13 protein-coding genes are annotated in these 18,115 nt (G+C 71.3%); 5 read left to right on the forward strand and 8 right to left on the reverse strand.

Annotated features, from left to right (window positions below):
* Positions 1-195: 195 nt before the first annotated feature.
* Positions 196-2,100, forward strand: a complete 1,905-nt coding sequence (locus OG432_RS31555) for an APC family permease (protein WP_328314357.1) — start codon at positions 196-198, stop codon at positions 2,098-2,100.
* Positions 2,101-2,172: 72 nt separating this feature from the next.
* Here the strand turns inward: OG432_RS31555 and OG432_RS31560 are convergent, their stop codons facing one another.
* The 6 genes from OG432_RS31560 to OG432_RS31585 all read right to left on the reverse strand — a co-directional run bounded on the left by OG432_RS31560 (position 2,173) and on the right by OG432_RS31585 (position 11,087).
* Complete coding sequence (locus tag OG432_RS31560; protein WP_328314358.1) at positions 2,173-3,306, reverse strand: type IV pilus twitching motility protein PilT; 1,134 nt, start codon at positions 3,304-3,306, stop codon at positions 2,173-2,175.
* Positions 3,303-7,151 carry a hypothetical protein gene (locus tag OG432_RS31565; protein ID WP_328314359.1) on the reverse strand — a complete coding sequence of 1,283 codons (3,849 nt, stop codon included), beginning with the start codon at positions 7,149-7,151 and terminating at the stop codon, positions 3,303-3,305. Before OG432_RS31565 ends, OG432_RS31560 begins: the two co-directional genes overlap by 4 nt.
* The gene (locus OG432_RS31570; RefSeq protein ID WP_328314360.1) at positions 7,148-7,678 is read right to left on the reverse strand and encodes a type II secretion system protein; all 531 of its coding nucleotides are present in this window, start codon (positions 7,676-7,678) and stop codon (positions 7,148-7,150) included. The genes OG432_RS31565 and OG432_RS31570 overlap by 4 nt, the downstream gene beginning before the upstream one ends.
* Positions 7,675-8,121: a type II secretion system protein gene (locus OG432_RS31575; protein ID WP_328314361.1), complete on the reverse strand. Its 447-nt coding sequence runs from the start codon at positions 8,119-8,121 to the stop codon at positions 7,675-7,677. Before OG432_RS31575 ends, OG432_RS31570 begins: the two co-directional genes overlap by 4 nt.
* Positions 8,118-9,329, reverse strand: coding sequence for a type II secretion system F family protein (locus tag OG432_RS31580; RefSeq protein ID WP_328314362.1), 1,212 nt, complete (start codon positions 9,327-9,329; stop codon positions 8,118-8,120). The genes OG432_RS31575 and OG432_RS31580 overlap by 4 nt, the downstream gene beginning before the upstream one ends.
* 141 nt (positions 9,330-9,470) lie before the next feature.
* Positions 9,471-11,087 carry a GspE/PulE family protein gene (locus OG432_RS31585; RefSeq protein ID WP_328314363.1) on the reverse strand — a complete coding sequence of 539 codons (1,617 nt, stop codon included), beginning with the start codon at positions 11,085-11,087 and terminating at the stop codon, positions 9,471-9,473.
* Positions 11,088-11,592: 505 nt separating this feature from the next.
* Between OG432_RS31585 and OG432_RS31590 the strand changes: the two genes are divergently transcribed.
* The 3 genes from OG432_RS31590 to OG432_RS31600 all read left to right on the forward strand — a co-directional run bounded on the left by OG432_RS31590 (position 11,593) and on the right by OG432_RS31600 (position 13,678).
* Positions 11,593-11,973, forward strand: a complete 381-nt coding sequence (locus OG432_RS31590) for a type IV pilin protein (RefSeq protein ID WP_328314364.1) — start codon at positions 11,593-11,595, stop codon at positions 11,971-11,973.
* Between the two features lie 171 nt (positions 11,974-12,144).
* Positions 12,145-12,969, forward strand: coding sequence for a prepilin peptidase (locus OG432_RS31595; RefSeq protein WP_328314365.1), 825 nt, complete (start codon positions 12,145-12,147; stop codon positions 12,967-12,969).
* 160 nt (positions 12,970-13,129) lie between these two features.
* The gene (locus OG432_RS31600) at positions 13,130-13,678 is read left to right on the forward strand and encodes a PadR family transcriptional regulator (RefSeq protein WP_328314366.1); all 549 of its coding nucleotides are present in this window, start codon (positions 13,130-13,132) and stop codon (positions 13,676-13,678) included.
* A gap of 121 nt (positions 13,679-13,799) precedes the next feature.
* On the opposite strand, the gene OG432_RS31605 is transcribed toward OG432_RS31600, so the two are convergent.
* The gene (locus tag OG432_RS31605) at positions 13,800-15,785 is read right to left on the reverse strand and encodes an FG-GAP-like repeat-containing protein (protein ID WP_328314367.1); all 1,986 of its coding nucleotides are present in this window, start codon (positions 15,783-15,785) and stop codon (positions 13,800-13,802) included.
* A gap of 162 nt (positions 15,786-15,947) precedes the next feature.
* Positions 15,948-17,177, reverse strand: coding sequence for a hypothetical protein (locus OG432_RS31610; RefSeq protein WP_328314368.1), 1,230 nt, complete (start codon positions 17,175-17,177; stop codon positions 15,948-15,950).
* Between the two features lie 299 nt (positions 17,178-17,476).
* Here OG432_RS31610 and OG432_RS31615 point away from each other — a divergent pair, with 299 nt between their 5' ends.
* Positions 17,477-18,112 (forward strand): hypothetical protein, encoded by a 636-nt coding sequence (locus OG432_RS31615; RefSeq protein WP_328314369.1) that lies wholly within the window; start codon positions 17,477-17,479, stop codon positions 18,110-18,112.
* The last annotated feature ends 3 nt before the right edge of the window (positions 18,113-18,115 follow it).

The following is an 18,115-nucleotide window of genomic DNA, read 5'->3' on the forward strand; positions in this document are numbered from 1 at the left end:
CAGCGTGCCCCTGGGGGCACGCGCAACCACGCACCCTGGCGGGGTCTTGACGTACCCCATATGGCATTAGGGCCTCGGCGTCAGGAGCGCGTGAAGAGTGGACCGGCTGGCGTATGGATCGCGCCAGGCACCCTGGTCATCCGGCCACCGCCTTCGGACGCTGTCCTCACTTTGTCCAATGGAGGAACAGCGAAGATGGCTATGCACACGCGCAAGCCGGCCACGGCAGGACAGGCGCCGAACCAGGAGGAACCTCCTGATACCGGCGTCACGACGCACGCCGCAGGCGACGGACACCGGCTGACCGCCCTCCAGGGTTTGGCCGCGCTGTCCCTCGACGCGATGGCTTCCGTTGCCTACGGGCCCGAGTCGATCGTGCTGGTCCTGGCGGCGGCCGGTGCCCACGGCCTGGGGTTCACCCTCCCCGTGACCCTGGCGATCGCGACGCTGATGGCCGTTCTGGTGGCCTCGTACCGGCAGGTGATCGCGGCGTTCCCGGACGGCGGCGGCTCGTACGCCGTCGCCAAGAAGCACCTGGGCCGCCGCACGAGCCTGGTCGCCGCCGCCTCGCTGATCCTGGACTACGTCCTGAACGTCGCCGTCTCCGTCACCGCCGGCGTGGCCGCGCTGACCTCGGCCTTCCCGGGGCTGTACGGCGAGCGGGTGTGGATCTGCCTCGGGGTCCTCGCCCTGGTCACGGCGATCAACCTGCGCGGCGTCGTCGACTCCGCCAAGGCCTTCCTCGTCCCGACGGCCGTGTTCGTCGGGACGATTCTGACCATGGTCGCGGTCGGCCTCTTCCGTGACGGTCCGGTGAGCACCGCCTCGGCCGCCGGACACGCCTCGGCCCTGAGGGAGGGGGCCACCGCGGTCGGTGCGCTCCTGTTGCTGAAGGCATTCGCTGCCGGCTGTTCCGCCCTGACGGGCGTCGAGGCGGTCGCCAACGCGGTGCCGTCCTTCCGGGCGCCGGCCGCCCGGCGCGCCCAGCGCACCGAGGTCGCCCTCGGCGCCCTCCTCGGCGTCATGCTGATCGGGCTGGCGGTCCTGATCGGCCGGTTCCACCTCCAGCCGGTCGAGGGAGTGACCGTCCTCGCCCAGCTCGCGGACGCCTCGTTCGGGCACAACGCGGCCTTCTACGTGGTCCAGTTCGCGACCATGGTGCTGCTGGCCCTGGCCGCGAACACCTCCTTCGGCGGGCTCCCGGTGCTCATGAGCCTGCTCGCACGCGACAACTACCTGCCGCACGTCTTCGCCCTCAAGGCGGACCGCCAGGTGCACCGCCATGGTGTGGTCTGGCTGGCGCTGGTGTCGGCCGCCCTGCTCGTGTTCTCCGGCGGCGACACCAACACCCTCGTCCCGCTCTTCGCCATCGGAGTCTTCGTAGGCTTCACGATCTGCCAGGTCGGCATGGTCCGGCACTGGCACGGCGAGCGCCCCAGGGGCTGGCGGGCGAAGGCCGTCCTCAACGGCTTCGGTGCGCTGCTGACCGGTGTCTCAGCGGTCGTGGTGACCGCCACCAAGTTCACCGGAGGTGCCTGGCTGATCGTCGTCGCCCTGCCGCTGCTCGTCCTCGGCTTCGGACGCGTCCGCCGTGCCTACGCGCAGATCGGCGAACGCCTGGAACTCGGCCGCATCCCGCAGGCGCCCCACAGCTTCCGCTCCCTCGTCGTCGTACCGGTCTCCGGCCTCTCCCGGCTCACCTGTCAGGCGCTCACCGCGGCCCGTTCGCTCGGCGACGAGGTCGTCGCCGTGACCATCACGCACTCCGCCCCGGAGGACCGGCAGGCAGCCGAAGCGCTGCGCCGGGACTGGGAGTTGTGGAAGCCCGGAGTCGAGCTGACCGAGATCGCCTCGGAGAGCCGCTCCCTCGGCCGGCCCATGTCGGCCTACGTGCGCGAGCTGACGCGAACGCACCCGAATGCCCAGGTGACCGTGCTGATCCCGGAAACCGAACCCGCTCACCTGTGGCAGCGGGCGCTCCAGAACCAGCGCGGTTCCGTCGTCGCCCACGCCGTGCGTCGCGACACCGACGCCGTCATCTGCCGGCTGCGCTTCCGCATCACCGACGACGCGCGCCGACCCGCGTCGACGCGCCCTTGACGGCGACCTGACGCGACTCGTAGCCGCCGTGCGAGAAGGTGCCCGTCCCTCTGCCTGGCCGGGCCGGTTCGGCTACCGGGTGGCGCCCGCCGGGACGGGGGGCCGTTGGATGTCCTCCGGGTGGGCCGTGGACAGCACGGCCTCCTCGTAGGTGATGGTGCCTGCCGCGACGAGTGCGTTGATGCTGCTCTCCAGGGTCTGCATGCCGTCACGGTGGCCGGTCGAGATCATGTTGCGGATCTGGCGGGTCTTGCCCTCCCGGATCAGGTTGCGGATCGCCGACGTGCCCACCAGCACCTCGAAGGCGGGCACCCGGCCCCCGCCGGTGCGGGGGATGAGCGTCTGGTTGAGGATGCCGACCAGGGTGTGCGCCAACTGCAGCCGGATCTGCGGCTGTTGCTCGGCCGGGAACACATCGACGATGCGGTCCAGCGTCTGCGAGGTGTCGTTGGTGTGCAGGGTGGCGAACACCAGGTGCCCGGTCTCCGCGATGGTCAGGGCCGCGGAGATGCTCTCCGGGTCGCGCATCTCGCCGAGGAGCAGGACGTCGGGATCCTCGCGCAGGGCCGAGCGCAGCGCGGCGGGGAACGAGTCGGTGTCGGTGCCGACCTCGCGCTGGCTGACCGCGGAGCGCTTGTGCCGGTGCAGGTACTCGATCGGGTCCTCGATGGTGAGGATGTGCACCGGACGGTGCGTGTTGACGTGGTCGAGGAGCGCCGCGAGGCTCGTCGATTTTCCCGACCCGGTCGGCCCGGTGACCAGCACGAACCCGCGCGGCATACCGGCCCAGCCGATGACGACCGGGGGGAGCCCGAGCCGCTCGGACGACGGGACGTCGAACGGGATGATCCGCAGCGCGAGGGCCGACGCGCCGCGCTGCACGAAGGCGTTGCCGCGCAACCTGGCCTTCTCCCCCCAGCTGAACGAGAAGTCGACCTGCTTGTCCCGGCGGAACCGTTCCGTGAGTTCCTCGCCGAGCACCCCGGTCACCAGACGATCGGCCTCCGGCTCGGTCAGCGGGGCCCCCTCGACCGCCCGCAGGGCGCCGTCGACACGGAGGAACGGCGCCGATCCGGCGGTGAGCAGCAGGTCGCTGCCGCCCCGCCGCCACAGCTCGTCGAGCAGGTGGTCGATGTTCGCGGAACGCGGCCCGGACACGGTGGCCTCCAAAGGGGCGTGCTTGTTCGACATGGCGTGCTGGTTCATGGCAGGACCGTCCACTGCTTGACGGTGCCGGCGTGGCCGTCGAAGGACACGGCCGCCCTCAGGAGCGGGCCCGACAGCAGGTCGATCCCGGTGCCGCCGAGATGTTCGGCCGCGCCGCCGCTCCCGGCGGTGACGGTGAAGGCCACGGTCAGCCCGTCCAGCTGGGACGCTTTGGTCAGGCCGCACGGAGCCAGGTCGACCTGGTCGGTCACCCGACCGCCCGCGCCGGGATGGACCGGCACGTCCAGCGAGCCGGCGCCGGTGCAGGTGCTGCCGGTGAAGTCCACCGACATCTTCACCGACTCCACGTCACCGTCGTCGCGGTGGGTCACGTGCAGGGTGATGTGGTCGAGCGGTCCGGCCGTAACCGGCGGAGCGTAACCGCCGAGGGTGAGGGACGCCCGGCCACCACCGGGGATGGTGGCGTCCGTGACGTCGACGGGCGCGCCGGGAGCCGGGGGCGTGAACCCGGTGATCGCGGTGACCGACGCCGGTTTCGCGGTCACGGCCGGATAGGCCGTGAACTGCACCGGTTCCGGTGGGACCCCGATCACCGGGCGGAGGTATCCGGCGGCCGGCCCGATGCCGAGACCGATGGTCCGGGCGATGATGCCGCGGGTGACGACCTGCGAGGCGACCTGGCTCATCGACAGGTCGACGGCGGCGGTCGGCACGTAGACGGTGCCGTTGATCACCAGGCGGCTGTGCGCGGTGGCCGTGTCGGCGTCGTCGGTCGACTTCAGCACCGCGCAGCCGTCGCCGGCGGTGAGGCAGCCGGACAGGGCCCTGATGGACGGGGCTCGGAACACGATGTCGAGCTCGACGCCGTCGAGCCGGTCGGTGGCGCCGGTACTGCCCGCGCCCAGCCTCGCCGCATAGCCGACGGCGAGCCCGGACACCTGGTCGTCCCGCGTGACCCCGCACGCGCCGAGGTCGACCACGTCGACACCGAGTGCCCCTTCGTGTGCGGTCAGGGCGTGCTCCGCGTCGCAGGAGGTACCGGTTCCGGAGACGCTCAGCGCGGCCGTGGGCGGCTCGGCCGGCGAGGGTGGTGCCGGGGTGGTGTCGTCGTCCTGGTGCGCCACGCGCAGGACGACCTTGTCGATCACCGCGCCCGTCGGCAGGGGCAGCATCGTGAACGCGCCGAGCCGGATCGTCGCCGACGGGGCGGCCGTGGCAAGCGTCGCGGTCGACACGGCGGTGGTGTCGATCGCCTGCGCGTTCTTCGGGTCGAGGAACGCCGCGGCGGTGGACGTCGCGCCGCTGACCGCGGTGGTGGGCCGTACCGGGACCGGCGGCCGGTAGGACAGTTCCAGGGTGACGCCGTCGAGCTGATCGGTGGCGGTGGTGCCGCCGGCGCCGAGCGTGGCGCTGTAGGTGACGACCAGGCCGGTCAGCTGGGCCGGGTCGGTCAGCCCGCAGAGGGCCGGCAGGTCCAGGGTGTCGGTGGCCAGACCGTCCGGGTGCACGGCGAGGTTGCGCGAGGTGGTGCAGGAGGCGGGCAGGCCGGGCCCGGTCAGGGTGAGCGAGACCGTCGGCGGCGGGCCTCCGCCCGCCCCGGGCTCGTCGCGGTGCGCGATGTGCAGCAGGGCCCCGTCGAGGACCGAGCCGGGCGCCACCGCAGGGGTGTCGTAACCGCCGAGGCCGATGGTGGCGGTCGGCATGGTGACCGGGTCGAGGGTGGCGTGGGCCGTGCGGGCACCGTCGATCGCCTCGGCGTCGGCCGCGGCGATGAACGTCGTCGACTCCGCGCTGGTCGCCGGGCGGGGCGCCGGCGGGTCGTAGACGACTTCGAGCCCCATACCGTCCAGGGAATCGGCGCCCGCGGCGCCACCCCCCTCCAGCCCGGCGGCGTAGGTCGCGGTCAGGCCGGTCAGCTGTGCGGCGTCGGTGATGCCGCAGGCCTTGAGGTCGACACGGTCGTCCCCCAGGACGGGCCGAGCGGTGAGCGGCAGGCCGGCGCAACTGCCGCCGCCGCCCGCAGGGTTGACGTCGATGGTGGGCGCCGCCGCGTCGCCGGTCTCCTGATGGGCCACCCGCAGCACGGCGGAGTGGATAGTCGATCCCGGCGGCACGGGCGGCAGACCGAACCCGGCCAGGGTGAGCGACGCCGACGGGGCCGCCGTGGTCAGATCGGCGCCGGCCACCGACGGTGTCGGCTGTTCGCCGGTCTCCAGGGCGTTGCCGGGGTGGGTGCCGGTGGCGGTGAACCCGGTCGACGCGGTCACCGCGGTCGGCTTGAACGTGGTCGGCGTGCGGTAGGCGACCTCCAGCCAGATGCCGTCCAGGCGTTCCGTGGCGGTGGTGCCGTCGGCGTCCAGGGTGGCGGCATAGGTCACGGTCAGGCCGGCGAGACGGGCCGGGTCGGTGAGCCCGCACGTGCTCAGCAGGTCGATCGCGGGATCCGTGGCGGATGCCGTGTGCGGGGGCGGGTCGTCGGTGCGGCAGGTGTCCCCGCCGACGGCGGTCGTGACCTTCACCGCGCCCGGGGCGGTCAGGTCGCCGTCGTCCTCGTGCCGGACACGCAGGGTCGCGCCGGTGATGACCGAGCCGGGCGGCACCCGCGGGGTGAAACCGGCGAGCTGCATCGAGGCGGACCGGCGTTTCGACGGATCGAGGACGGCGTCTGCCGTGCAGCTCGCGGTGCCCGTCGGCTGCGAACACCCGGGCAGGGCAGGCCGTTCGCCGCCGGTCAGGGCCTGTCCTGGGTTGACGAAGCCGGTGTTGGCGGCCACCGCTGTCGGTGTCAGAGTGTGTGACGGCTTCGGCGGCTCGACCCCGTACACCGCGACCTGTTGCGCGTCCGGGCTTACCGGGGCGCACAGTTCCGCATGCCCGCGGTCGACCTGGAATCGGCTGCCGCCGCCCATCATGACCGCGACGCCACCGGGCCGGGTCCTGTCGCACCCGCCCGGGTCGGGCACGGCGGGCCGGGCGGGTGCCCCGGGGTCCCAGCCCGCCGGTGTGCCGCCGACCACGCTGACCGTGGGGTCGTCGACCGTCCAGACCGCGGCGTTGCCGGTGAACGTGAAGTCGAAGTAGTAGGTACCCGGTTGCAGCCACACGACGGCGTTGGGGCAGTCACCACCGGTGAGGCGGCTCAGGGCGCGGGCGTCGTCGTAGTAGCCGGGCCGCAACCGCACCAGCCAGGAGCCGGGGGCGGGGCACGCGGGCACCGTCCGCAGGACCGGCACGGCCGTGGCGGGCGGGGTGTAGTCCGGGTCGGCGCCCACGGCCTCGTCGGCGGGAGCCGGTGGGGTGTCGTTGGCGCAGGCGTGCGCGTACGGCGCCTGAGTCGTGGGGAGCCGGGTCTGTGACACGGCACCGGAGCAGTCGCCGACGGCGGACACGTCGCCCGACACCACCATCGAGGCGCCGGCGCCGGTGGTGATGTCCGACCGGGAGAACACGCCGCCCTGCACGCGCAGACCGGGCGTGCTCACACCGATGCCGTCCTTCGTCGTCCGGCCCAGGCTGCGCAGCGCGTCCTGCGGCTGGGTCGCGCGCGCGGCCGCGGGCGAGGAGTTGAGGGGGTCGCAGTGGACGGTCATCCGACGGCCGTTGATCGGCGGGGCGGTGTAATCGGCGCACGGGTTGCCCTGCGAGAAGTTCTCGATCGCGAGCTGCGTGGCCCCGTCCGCGCTGTAACTCCGCTTGCCCTGGCCGACGTACACGCTCGCGGCTTTGAGGCCCGTACCGGCGAAGGACAGGACCGCCACGGTGACCAAGCCGAAGACGACGACGAAGGCCAGCGCGAGGATGAGCGTCGCGCCCCGTTCGTCGCGGGGCGGCCGACGTGGGCGGCGCGGGCGGAGCGGGCGACGTGGATCGGTGCGGCCGGTCATGACGGGTTCGATCGTCGGACGGCGGTGAGGGCCGTCGGGGGCGCGGCGGGGTCGCTCTGCACGGTCAGCGTTACCTCCTTGGGCGAGGTGCACGAGGTCTCGGCACCGCAGCTCAGAGTCACCGGACGGGTTGACGTGGTGGTGTCGAACCGGCCGAGCACCGTGGTGACTTCGCCCGTGCCGGTGCACTTCAGCCGGGTCAGGGCGCCGGTCGGCCGGTCGTAGGTGTAGACGATGTCGGCGCCGGGCCGGCTCAGGTGGACGATCACGTCGGCGGCGCCGCACGCGGGGTCGGTCGTGACGGTGTCCGCGCTCTGCACGTCGCCGTAGAAGTAGCGGTTGAGCGTGCCCACCGCGCCGGTGGCGGCCACCCGCTTCTCGGTGCCCGTGGTGAACCGCAGCCCGAGGACGATCGCCTTGGGCAGCAGCGCCCCGATGACGGCCACGATGACGATGGTGACGAGCAGCTCGGTCAGGGTGAACCCCAACTCCTCGCCCCCGTTCGGTTGTTGCGTCCGCTGCGTCATGACAGCATCGACTCCCGCTTGACCACATCGAGCGTCGCGTCCCGCACGGGGTGCGGGCCGCTCCGGTGCACGGTGAGCGTCACCTTCTGCACTCCGGTGTCCACCGCCGGGCAAGGCCGGCCGAACGCACCCGCCCCGTCCCAGTACTCGATCGTGACGGTCACCGTGTATCCGGCCGGCGGCGTCGGAGTCGCGTACGTGGTGGCGCAGGAGACGTACGGGTCGGCGACGACCTTCTCGGCGGCGCTGCGGATGACCGAGTCGGCGCCGGTCACCTTCTGCTGCGCGACCGAGCTGATGATCGCGGTGCCGATGCCCCCGAGGATGGTCACGAAGGCGACCCCCATGAGCACCACGGCGACCAGAACCTCCACCAGCGTCTCGCCCTCTTCGCCGCGGCGGAGGCGATGCGGGCGGCGCGGGCGCTGTGCCGGGCCGCTCATTGGACGCTGACCTGGTTGTAGACGCCGTAGATCGCCGAGATGAGGGCGACGGCGACGAACCCCACGACGACCCCGACCATGATCACCACGGTCGGCTCGAACAGGCTGGTCAGTCGTTTGAGTTTGTGCTGCAGTTCCTTCTCGTAGTACTCCGAGACGTTTTCGAGCTGGTCGTCGAGCGTCCCGGTCTCTTCCCCCACCCGCATCATCTGGGTGACCGCCCCGGGGAACAGCTTCGTGCGGGCGATCGGCTGGGAGATGCCGCCGCCTTCGAGCATCTCCGTCCGGGCCGTCCCGATGGACCGTTCGTACACCCGGTTGTTGGCCCCCGCACTGGCCAGGCCGAGCGCCTCCGGGATGGGCACCCCCGCCTTGATCATCGAGGTCAGGATGCGACAGAACCGTTCGATGACCATGAAGCGGACCACGTCGCCGACCACGGGCGTCGCCAGCAGGAAGCGGTCGCGCAGCATCCGTCCCCGCTCGGTCCGCAAACCGGCGATCAGTGCGACGACGAGCGCGGCGCACACGCCCACGATGACCGGATACCAGGCCGTGACGAAATCGGTGAAGCCCAGCAGGATCCGGGTCGGCAGCGGCAGTTTCGCGTGGAAGGACTCGAAGAACACCTTGAAACGGGGCAGTACGAAGATGACGAGCACGAGGACGACGGCGACGGCCAGGCCCATCACCAGGATGGGATAGGTCAGCGCGGAGCGGATACCCCGCCGGCCCTCGACGTCGCGCTCGATGTAGCGCCCCAACTGGGCCATTACGACGTCGAGTTCACCGGTCGCCTCCGCCGAGCGGAGGACGGAGATGTAGAACGGCGGGAGCGCCTTGGTGTGGGCGGCCATCGCGGCGGCGAAGCTTTCGCCGAAGCGCAGCGAGTCCATGACGTCGACGAGCATCCTGCCCAGCTTCTTGTCCTTGGTCTCGGCGCGGATGATCTCCAGGGCGTCCAGGATGGGCACGCCGGCCTTGATGAAGGCGGCCATCTGGCGGGAGAAGTTGCTCAGCTCGACCAGGTCGACCTTTTCCGCGGTGAGTTCGAGCTGCAGCAGGCCGCGGCCCGCGGCCTTGACCGACCGGACCTCGTAGCCCTGTCGGGTCAGGCCGTCGGTGACCCCGTCGACACTGGAGCCCTTGAGCACGCCGGTGGCCCGCTTGCCGTCCGGGCCGACCGCGACGTACTTGAAGGTGGCCATGCCGATGCCCTCCTGGTTTCCGGGTGTCCGAGGTTCGTGCGGTCTGTGGTCTGTGGTCTGTGGTCTGTGGTCTGCGGTCGGGTGCTTCGCGCTTCGGTGGTCGGGCGCGGGATCCAACGAGCGGGACGGACCGGACGGGCCCTAGACCACGTACACGCTGGACATGATCTCGGCGATGGTCGTGACGCCCTCCTCCACCAGACGGACGCCGCCGTCCAGGAGGCTGTCCATGTGCTGTTCGCGAGCGGCCTGGCGCAGGCTGCCGATCGGTGCCTTCTCGACGAGCAGCCGCTTGACCGTGTCGCTCATCACGAGCAGCTCGAAGACGCCGATGCGCTCCTGGTAGCCGGTGCGGGAGCAGTAGTTGCAGCCCCGGCCCTGCCAGAACGCGGTGTCGGTCGACCCGCCGGCCTTGGCGAAGAAGGCCAGTTCGTCCACGCCCGGCCGGCAGGGCTCGCGGCACTCGTCGCAGATCCGCCGCACCAGTCGCTGGCTGACCACGCCGGCGACGGTGGAGGTGATCAGGAACGGCTCGATGCCCATGTCGGTGAAACGGTGCAGCGCGGAGCAGGCGTCGGCGGCGTGGATGGACGACAGGACGAAGTGGCCGGTGAGAGCGGACTCCACCGCGATCCGCGCCGTCTCGGCGTCCCGGATCTCGCCGACCAGGATCACATCGGGGTCCTGGCGCAGGATCGAGCGCAGCCCGGTCGCGAAGGTGATGCCCGCCTGGTCGTTGATCTGGATCTGGTTGACCGACGGGAACACGTACTCCACCGGGTCTTCGATGGTGGTGATGTTGCGCTCGCTCTGGTTCAGCTCACCGAGCGTGGCGTACAGGGTGGTCGTCTTGCCGCTGCCGGTGGGGCCGCCGCAGGCGACCATGCCGTAGGGGGAGCGCAGCAGGGACGAGAAGCGTTCGTAGGTCGCGGGGGGCATGCCGAGTTCGGCGAGGCGGTACAGGGTGCGGTTGCTGTCGAGCAGCCGGAGCACCGCCTTTTCGCCCCAGATGGTGGGGCTGGTCGCGACCCGGATGTCGACCGCCCTGCCGTCGATCTCGGTGGAGATCTGCCCGTCCTGCGGGCGCCGCCGGTCGACGATGTTCATGTTGGCCATGATCTTGATCCGGCTGACCACGGACGGGCCCATGTTCTCCGGCAGGCTCAGCACGTCGTGCAGCGCGCCGTCGATGCGGTACCGGACCCGGACCCGGTCGCCGTGCGGTTCGATGTGGATGTCCGAAGCGCGGTCGCGCAGGCCCTGGGTCAGCATGAGGTTCACCAGGTGCACGACCGGGGCGTCCTCGCTCACCACCCTGGCCCCGGCGTTGGCGTTCCGGCCGGACTCGGTCGCCTCGAAGGCCTCGACCAAACTGCTGACGCCGGCCAGTGCCCGGTAGGCGCTGTCGATCGAGCGCCGGATGTCCGAGGGAGCAGCGATCGCCAGCTCCACCCGGTCCGGCGCGACGGCCCGGCCCACCTCGTCGAGCACCCGCGGGTCGCCCGGGTCGCCCGCGGCGATCACCAGCGTGCCCTCGGCCCGCCGCACCGCGACGACGCCCAGCGAACGGGCCAGCGCCTCCGGCACCCGGGCGGCCGCCTCGGGATCGGGCTCGCTCTGGCGCAGGTCGGCCACGGGGACGCCGAGTTGGACCGACAGCGCCTCGGTCAGTGACTGCTCGTCGACCATGGCGAGTTCGACCAGCAGCGCCCCGAGCCGCTTGCCCGACGCCGACTGCTGCAGGAGCGCCTCGTCCACCTGCGCCGGGGTGAGCAGCCCACGCCGTACGAGGAGTTCCCCGATACGCGGCCGCTCGTGGCCCGCGGGCGACGACTGACCCGCTGGCGAAGACTCCGCCGCGCCGGACGCCGCGTCCCGGACCCGTTCGCCCGCCGGGCCCGCGGACCCCGCGGGGCTCCGCGCGCCATCGGGCAGGGTGCCGTCCGCGCCCGCAGGGCCTGTCGTCTCCGCGCGGCGTCGGAGAAGGCGGCGATTCGCCAAGGAACCCACCCCTTTCACGTATCCGGAACAGCGGCCGGTCGCCGCGGACACGTCCGCAGTACTGTCAGCCGCTGATTAGTCAGCCGCACACTACAGCACCTCATCGTGCCGGAATCCGCCGTCGTCTCTACGGCGATCGGCGGGGCCGGACCCTGGTGGATCCCCTTGTAACCCCAGCGCCCGCTGCGTAGTCTACCGCTGATTAATCAGGTAGTTACTATCGTCCGGTTCAGCTTGCGCCGGTCGCTGCAGATGGAGAAAGATGCTCACTTACCCGCATGACACTTTGCGTCAGCGAACACACGAACGGAACGAGACGGCGGAAGCCGGCTTCACGCTCATCGAGCTTCTCGTGGTCATCGTGATCCTCGGCATCCTGGCCGCCGTCGTCGTCTTCTCCGTCCGCGGCATCAATGACAAGGGCCAGAGCTCGGCGTGCAAGACCGACAAGTCCACGATCGCGACCGCGGAAGAGGCGTACTTCGCCAGTGACAACCGCGGCGTCTACGGCTCGATGGACGACCTGTTCAACACCGGGTTCCTGTCCACCAAGTCCAGCTGGTACGAGGTCACGGGCGGAGCCACGTACGAGATCACGGCGCCGCCCAAACTCGCGAACGGCCAGGCGAATCCATGCTCTTGATGCAAGGGCCTCACCTGACGTGGCCGTCCGGCGGTTGTCGGACGGCCGGGGCGGCCGGATGCGTCGGCCGGATGGGTCGCGGCGACGGTCGCAAAGGCCTGGAGTGCCGGTCCGAACCATCCCTATTGCGCCTGTAGCGGATGACATGCGATGTACGGCACTATTGCCCGCATGTCGCCCATATTCGTAGTAAACATCGGCCTGTTGGGGCTCGCGGTGGGGTCGTTCCTCAACGTCGCCGTCTCCCGGGTGCCGGCCGGCCTCTCGGTCGTGCGGCCTCGCTCGGCCTGCCCGAGATGCGCCACGCCGATCGCGGCCCGGGACAACATCCCCATCGTGTCGTGGCTCCTGCTGGGCCGGCGCTGCCGCGCCTGCCGGGTTCCCATCCCCGCGCGCTACCCGCTCATGGAAGCGCTCACCGCCGTCCTCTTCTGCGCCGAGGCGCTGCACTTCGGCCGGTCGGAAGCGCTGCCGGCCGTGCTGGTCTTCACCGCGGGGCTGCTGGCCCTGGCCGCCTGTGACGCCGAACAGTTCCTGCTCCCGCGGCGGCTGGTCTATCCGACGCTCGGGCTCACCGCCGCCTGCCTGCTCGGGGCCGCCGCGACCACCGGCCAGTGGCATCGGCTCGGCGTGACCGCGGCCTGCGCGGTGGGCGCGTTCGCCGTCTTCTTCACCTTGCACTGGATGCGGCCCGCCTGGCTCGGATTCGGCGACGTGCGCCTGGCCGGCCTGCTCGGCACCGGGCTCGGCTGGCTGGGCCCCTGGTATCTCGTCTTCGCGCTCCTCGCCGGCAGCCTCGCCGGGCTCGTGGTGGGCATCGCGCTCATGGCGACGGGCAGAGCGACCCGCCACACCCGCCTCCCCTTCGGACTGTTCCTCGCCGCGGGCGCCATCGCCGCCATCCTCGTCGGCGCTCCCGCCATCCACTGGTACGCGAGCACGAATGACCTGTACGCGATGGGCGGGCCGCTCGGCACGGCAGGCCATCGGCCATGACCCCCGGGCCGGAGGCCGGTCGCGCGACCGCCTGCCGGACCCATCGGTCCGTTCCCCCGGGATCTCGTCCTTGTGCCGGCGTTCCCGGCGTTCCCCGCGTTTGCGGATCCCGGCTCGGGCGACATCGCCAACGCCGGCGACGATCCTTACCCTGGTTACCATGAAGGAACTTGATCTGCCCCTGGCCGAGTGGATTGTGCTCGCACTCATCGCCGAACGACCCAGCCACGGCTTCGCCATCGCAGCCCTCACCGCCGAGGGCGCGGAAATCGGTGAGTTCTGGTACATCTCTCGGCCCATGGTCTACCGGTCGATCACGCGGCTGGTAGAGCGCGGGCTGATCACGCCGGTCGGCGCCGAGGAAAGCGATCGCGGGCCGCAGCGCATGATCTACGCCACCACCCGCGCGGCGAAGACGGCGGTCGGCCGGTGGCTCAATGAACCCGTGGTCCAGCTGTTCGACGTGCGCGCCGAGCTCACGAGCAAGCTGCTGCTGCTCCAGCGCCGCGACACGAGCCCGGCCCGCCTGGTCGAGCGTCAACGCCTCGTCATCGACGAGATCGAGGAGTCGCTGCGCGCCAAGGAGCACGCCGGCGACCATCTTGTCCGCGCGATCTACGCCTGGCGCCTGGAACACGTCCGCGCCGCGCGCCGGTTCCTCGACGCCGTCGACGTCGGCGCGACGCGGCCGGCGGTCAAGACCGGCTGACGTCACGTTCGTCCGGCCCTCCCGGTGAACGACGGGATGGCTCGGCGATCGCACCATCGTGATCGCCGAGCCCGCGCCGCATGCCGGCGCCTTCCGGTCGGCCGGGAAAACGGCCCGTCGGCTACGGCACCTCGACCACGGTCTCGCAGGAGCCGCCGGACGCGATCGAATCCGTGCCCGGAAGCGTCGGACCGCCGTCGGCGTCACCCGCGCAGACGTCCGTGCCGCTGCCGCCGGCGAGGCTGTCGCTGCCGGCCCCACCGACCACGATGTCGGTGCCGGCGCCACCGGAGAGCGCGTCACTTCCGGCCCCGCCGTGGACGATGTCGTTGCCGTCACCGCCGCTGATCGCGTCGTTGCCGCCACCGCCGTCGATGTAGTCGTCGCCGCTGCCCGCCGACACGGCGTCGTTGCCACCGAACGTGCAGATCGTGTCGTTGCCGCCGTTCCCGCTGACACTGTCGCTCCCGTCGCCGGTGACGATCACGTCGGCCCCGTTCGTCCCGTTCACGACTCCGTTGCCGGTGATCGTGGCGGCGAGACCGCGGCAGCCGGGGGTGACGGCGATCGTCACGGTCGCGATGTCCGAGTCGTCCGTACCGTCGGTCGCCCTGTACGTGAAGGTGTCGCTTCCGACGTAGGCGCCGGCGGGCTGGTAGGCGAACGAGCCGTCCGGGTTGAGCGTGAGGGTGCCGTGCGCCGGCCCCGTCACGACCGATGCCGTCAGGGTGTTGCCGTCGGCATCCGTGTCGTTGCCGAGGACACCGGGTGCGCCGACGACGAGCGGGGTGTCCGCCCCGATGTGGCCGTACGACTCGTTCGCGGCCGCCGGTGGCCGGTTCGTCGTGTTGTGCAGCACCGACACGTCGTTGACGAACGTCGCCGAGCTGTTGCTGTTGGCCGTGGCGACGTCGGGGCGCCCGTCCCCGTCGAGGTCGCCCGCCGCGGTGGCCTGCGGATTGCTGCCGGCGCTCAGCCCGGACGCGATCGGGCCGGCGAACGCGCCCGTGCCGTCGCCTTCGAGCACCAGGACCTCGTTCGAATTGGCGCTGGAAACCACCAGATCGGCGTGGCCGTCGCCATTCAGGTCGGCCACTGACGCGGAGCTGAGGTTGCTCCCCGCCGACAGGACGTTCGCGGTGCCGAACCCGCCCGCGCCGTCGCCGAGCAGGACGGCGACGCGCCCCGGTGAGCCGGGCGCCACGATGATGGCGTCGAGCTTGCCGTCCGCGTCGATGTCGGCGAGCTGGAGCCTGGACGGCAGGGTCACACCGGCCGGGACGCTCGACGCCGGGCCGAAGCCCCCGTGCCCGTCGCCCGGCAGCACGCAGAGCGTGCCGGTCGACGAGTTCGACGTGACGAGATCCAGGTGGCCGTCGCCGTCGAGGTCGGCGGCCGCGATGCCCTGCGGGTTGGTACCGCCGCCCAGGGAGAACTGCGTGGCAGCGCCGAACGTGCCGTTGCCGTTGCCGGGCACCACCGAGACGTTGTTCGTGTTCGCGTTGGACGTCGCCAGGTCCGGTGTGCCGTCCTCGTCGAAGTCGCCCACGGCGACATCGGTCGGGAAGCGCGCGACACACGGGTTGTCGCCCGTGGTGTCGCACCCGGCCGTCGGGTTGAGCTGCGTCGCCGCTCCGGCGCCGAGAGCGCCGGAGCCGTCGCCGAGCCAGACCAGCGCGACATTGCCGCGCGAGTCCTGGCTGACGACGTCCATGTGCCCGTCGCCGTTGACGTCGCGGATCACCGCCGAGCCGATGAAGACGCCCGACACGGTGTGCGGCGCCGCGTATTTCGTCACGGCGCCGAAGCCGCCGCCCGAGCCGAGGAACACGCCGAGGCCCTCGGCGCGGATCGCCGTCACGAGGTCCGGCCTCCCGTCGCCGTTGAGATCGCCGATCGCGACGGCGGAGCTGCCGCGGCCGTTGTTGTCGAGGTTCACCGCCGGACCGAAGCCGGTCGTGTCGGCGACGGCCGCCGAGGCGGGGCCGCCGGCCATCACGATGGTCGCCACCGTGAGGACGAGCGCCGCAACTCGCCGCGGCCGACCGCGCGTGAGCGCGACTGCGCGGCCGTCGGGCGTGAGACGCCGACGTGGGGATCTGCTCATGGGTGAGGCCCCTCCTCAGGGCCTGCCGAACAAGAGTGGGTGGCGCGCACTGCGGCGGTCCCCGCAGCCGATCGGCAGGGGGGACCGCCGGCGGGGAGCGGCGGGCCGGGACCGCCGGCGGACGGTGTTCGTGCCCGGCCGGCGCCCCGCGCTCCGGATCTCCTAGTAGCCGTAGGCGGCGAGGGTCGACTGGATGGTGGAGTCGTTGTCCCACTTGGTGTTGAACAGGTTCTCCCAGGCGGCCTCCGCGCCGGTGCTGCCGCCGTTCAGGGCGACGCCGTACTGCTCGATGTCTCCGTAGGCCGAGTACGCGTTCGGATCGACGTCGGTCCACGTGTTGGGGTCATTTCCCGTGGTGCCGTTCAGCGAACTCGACGTCCAACCGACGTGCATGATGTTCGACTTCGCGACCAGGCCCAGCTGGGTGTTCCCGCCGGCGTTCGCCGTCACCGCGCCGCGCACCTGGCTGATGCCCGATTCCAGGCGGACCTTGCAGGCCGTGCCCGCGGTGTCGCACGCGCTTCCGGTGAACACGTTCTGACCCGCCCCGCTGGTGGTCCACGTGAACCCGTTCTGGATCAGCGCCTGCTTGGACGCCGCACCGAACGGCGCGGAAGCCGGGTCGGCGACCGCGATCCGGTGCCCGCTCGTCGCGAGCCAGGTCACCACCGCCGGGATCGTCGTGGGCGCGCCGCCGGAGACGGGGGATGCGTCACATCGAGGCGACTGCGCCTTGCCGTTGCCGCTGCCGTTGGCGTCCGCGCCGGACGCCAACGGCGGAGTCCCGCCGTTGGACGGGTCGTCGCCGTGCGTCGAGCCCGCCCAGCTGCCGCTGCAGCTGTAGATCGCCAGGTGCCCGATGGCCACGGGGTGCTTGCTCGCGATGGCGCCGTTGCACTCGACGCTTCCGCTCGCCGTGCACGTCCCGCCGTCCGTGGTCGGGATGACCGCGTCCACATTGGTTTCGTCCGCGGACAGGAACGCGTCAATGTGCAACGGCCCGTTGACGCAGTTGTTGGACGACGACGGGTCGCACGTGGTGTACGGGCCGGCGCTCTTCAACTGCTGGCGCAGGCTTCCCGACGTGATGCCCCGCATCGTCGACGTGTCGATCGCGGGCTTGTTCCAGAACCCGCCGACCTGCGACGCGGTGTTCGCCGAGAACGTCGTGAACGACCCGAGCGACTCGATCGTGCCCTTCATGTCCTTCACCGCGGGATACATGTTGTTCGCGATGCCGACCTGAGAACCGGTCGTGGCGAACCCCGCCGGTGCGGCGGCGGCGATCAGCGCCGTCGCGAGGGCACCCACGGCGAGCGCGGTCCGTACCCGGTGCATCGCGGTGGAGCCGGAGTTCGGAGCGCTCCGGTTACGTCTGGATCGAATTTGCATCTGCTACTCCTTGTTGATTCGGTCGGTGGCGGCAGCCGTACGAGCGCCCTGCCGGTGGGACAGGGCGCATGTCCGTTAAGTCCTAGGCATGTGCGAGGTCTTACTGGGTGACGGTGCCGCACATGCCTAGATGGTGGTCACTCGGGGACCCAGTAGTCAATCATTGACAACCGGCCGTGCTCTGTATCTAATGCACCTGTCCAGCCCGTGGCGGGGCCGACGAGCGAACGCCGTCGGCCCGCTGCGGGACGTATCGAAGGGGCTGGCGGCACGATGGGCAGAGGCGTGGAATGGCAGTGTTGAGCAGACTGTGGGGCTCGCGCGCCGCCAGGCGGGGGGTGTTGGTGCTCGCGGTGCTCGCGGTGGCGGTGGCCGCCGTGACTCTTGCGCGCGGCGGATCGGACAGGGCGGCCCCGGGCCGGAAGTCCGACCCCGCGTGGTGCACCCCGGGCACCCAGCGCACCGCGCTCTGCCCGAACAGCAAGGTGTTCGACGCCAAGGAGTACGCCGTGCACGGCAACTCCTTCGAGTGCATCAATTTCGCCAGTCAGGCTGATGCCCAGGCGGTGCTGCGGGCCAACCCGAGCGATCCGAACCACCTCGACGACGGCGGCGGCGTCGCGTGCCGCGGACTGCCGGCGCCGCGCGACATCACACCGGTCACCGGCACGGCACAGCACCACACGTGCGGTCCCGGTGACACCCGCAGCGCGCTCTGCCCGCAGCCCGAGCGGTCCTTCGACCCCCGCTACTTCCTGCGCTACGGCAACGACGCCTACGACTGCCCGGACTTCGCCAGTCAGGCGGACGCACAGGCCGTCCTGCGCTTCGAGCCGACCGACCCGAACCACCTCGACCACGACGGAAAGGGCATCGCGTGCCCGGACCTGCCCGGGGCCAGGGACGTCAAGCCCGTACGTCGGGGAACAGCGTGACGC

This window comes from Streptomyces sp. NBC_00442 (assembly GCF_036014195.1).
In the GTDB taxonomy this organism is placed as follows: Bacteria; Actinomycetota; Actinomycetes; order Streptomycetales; family Streptomycetaceae; genus Streptomyces.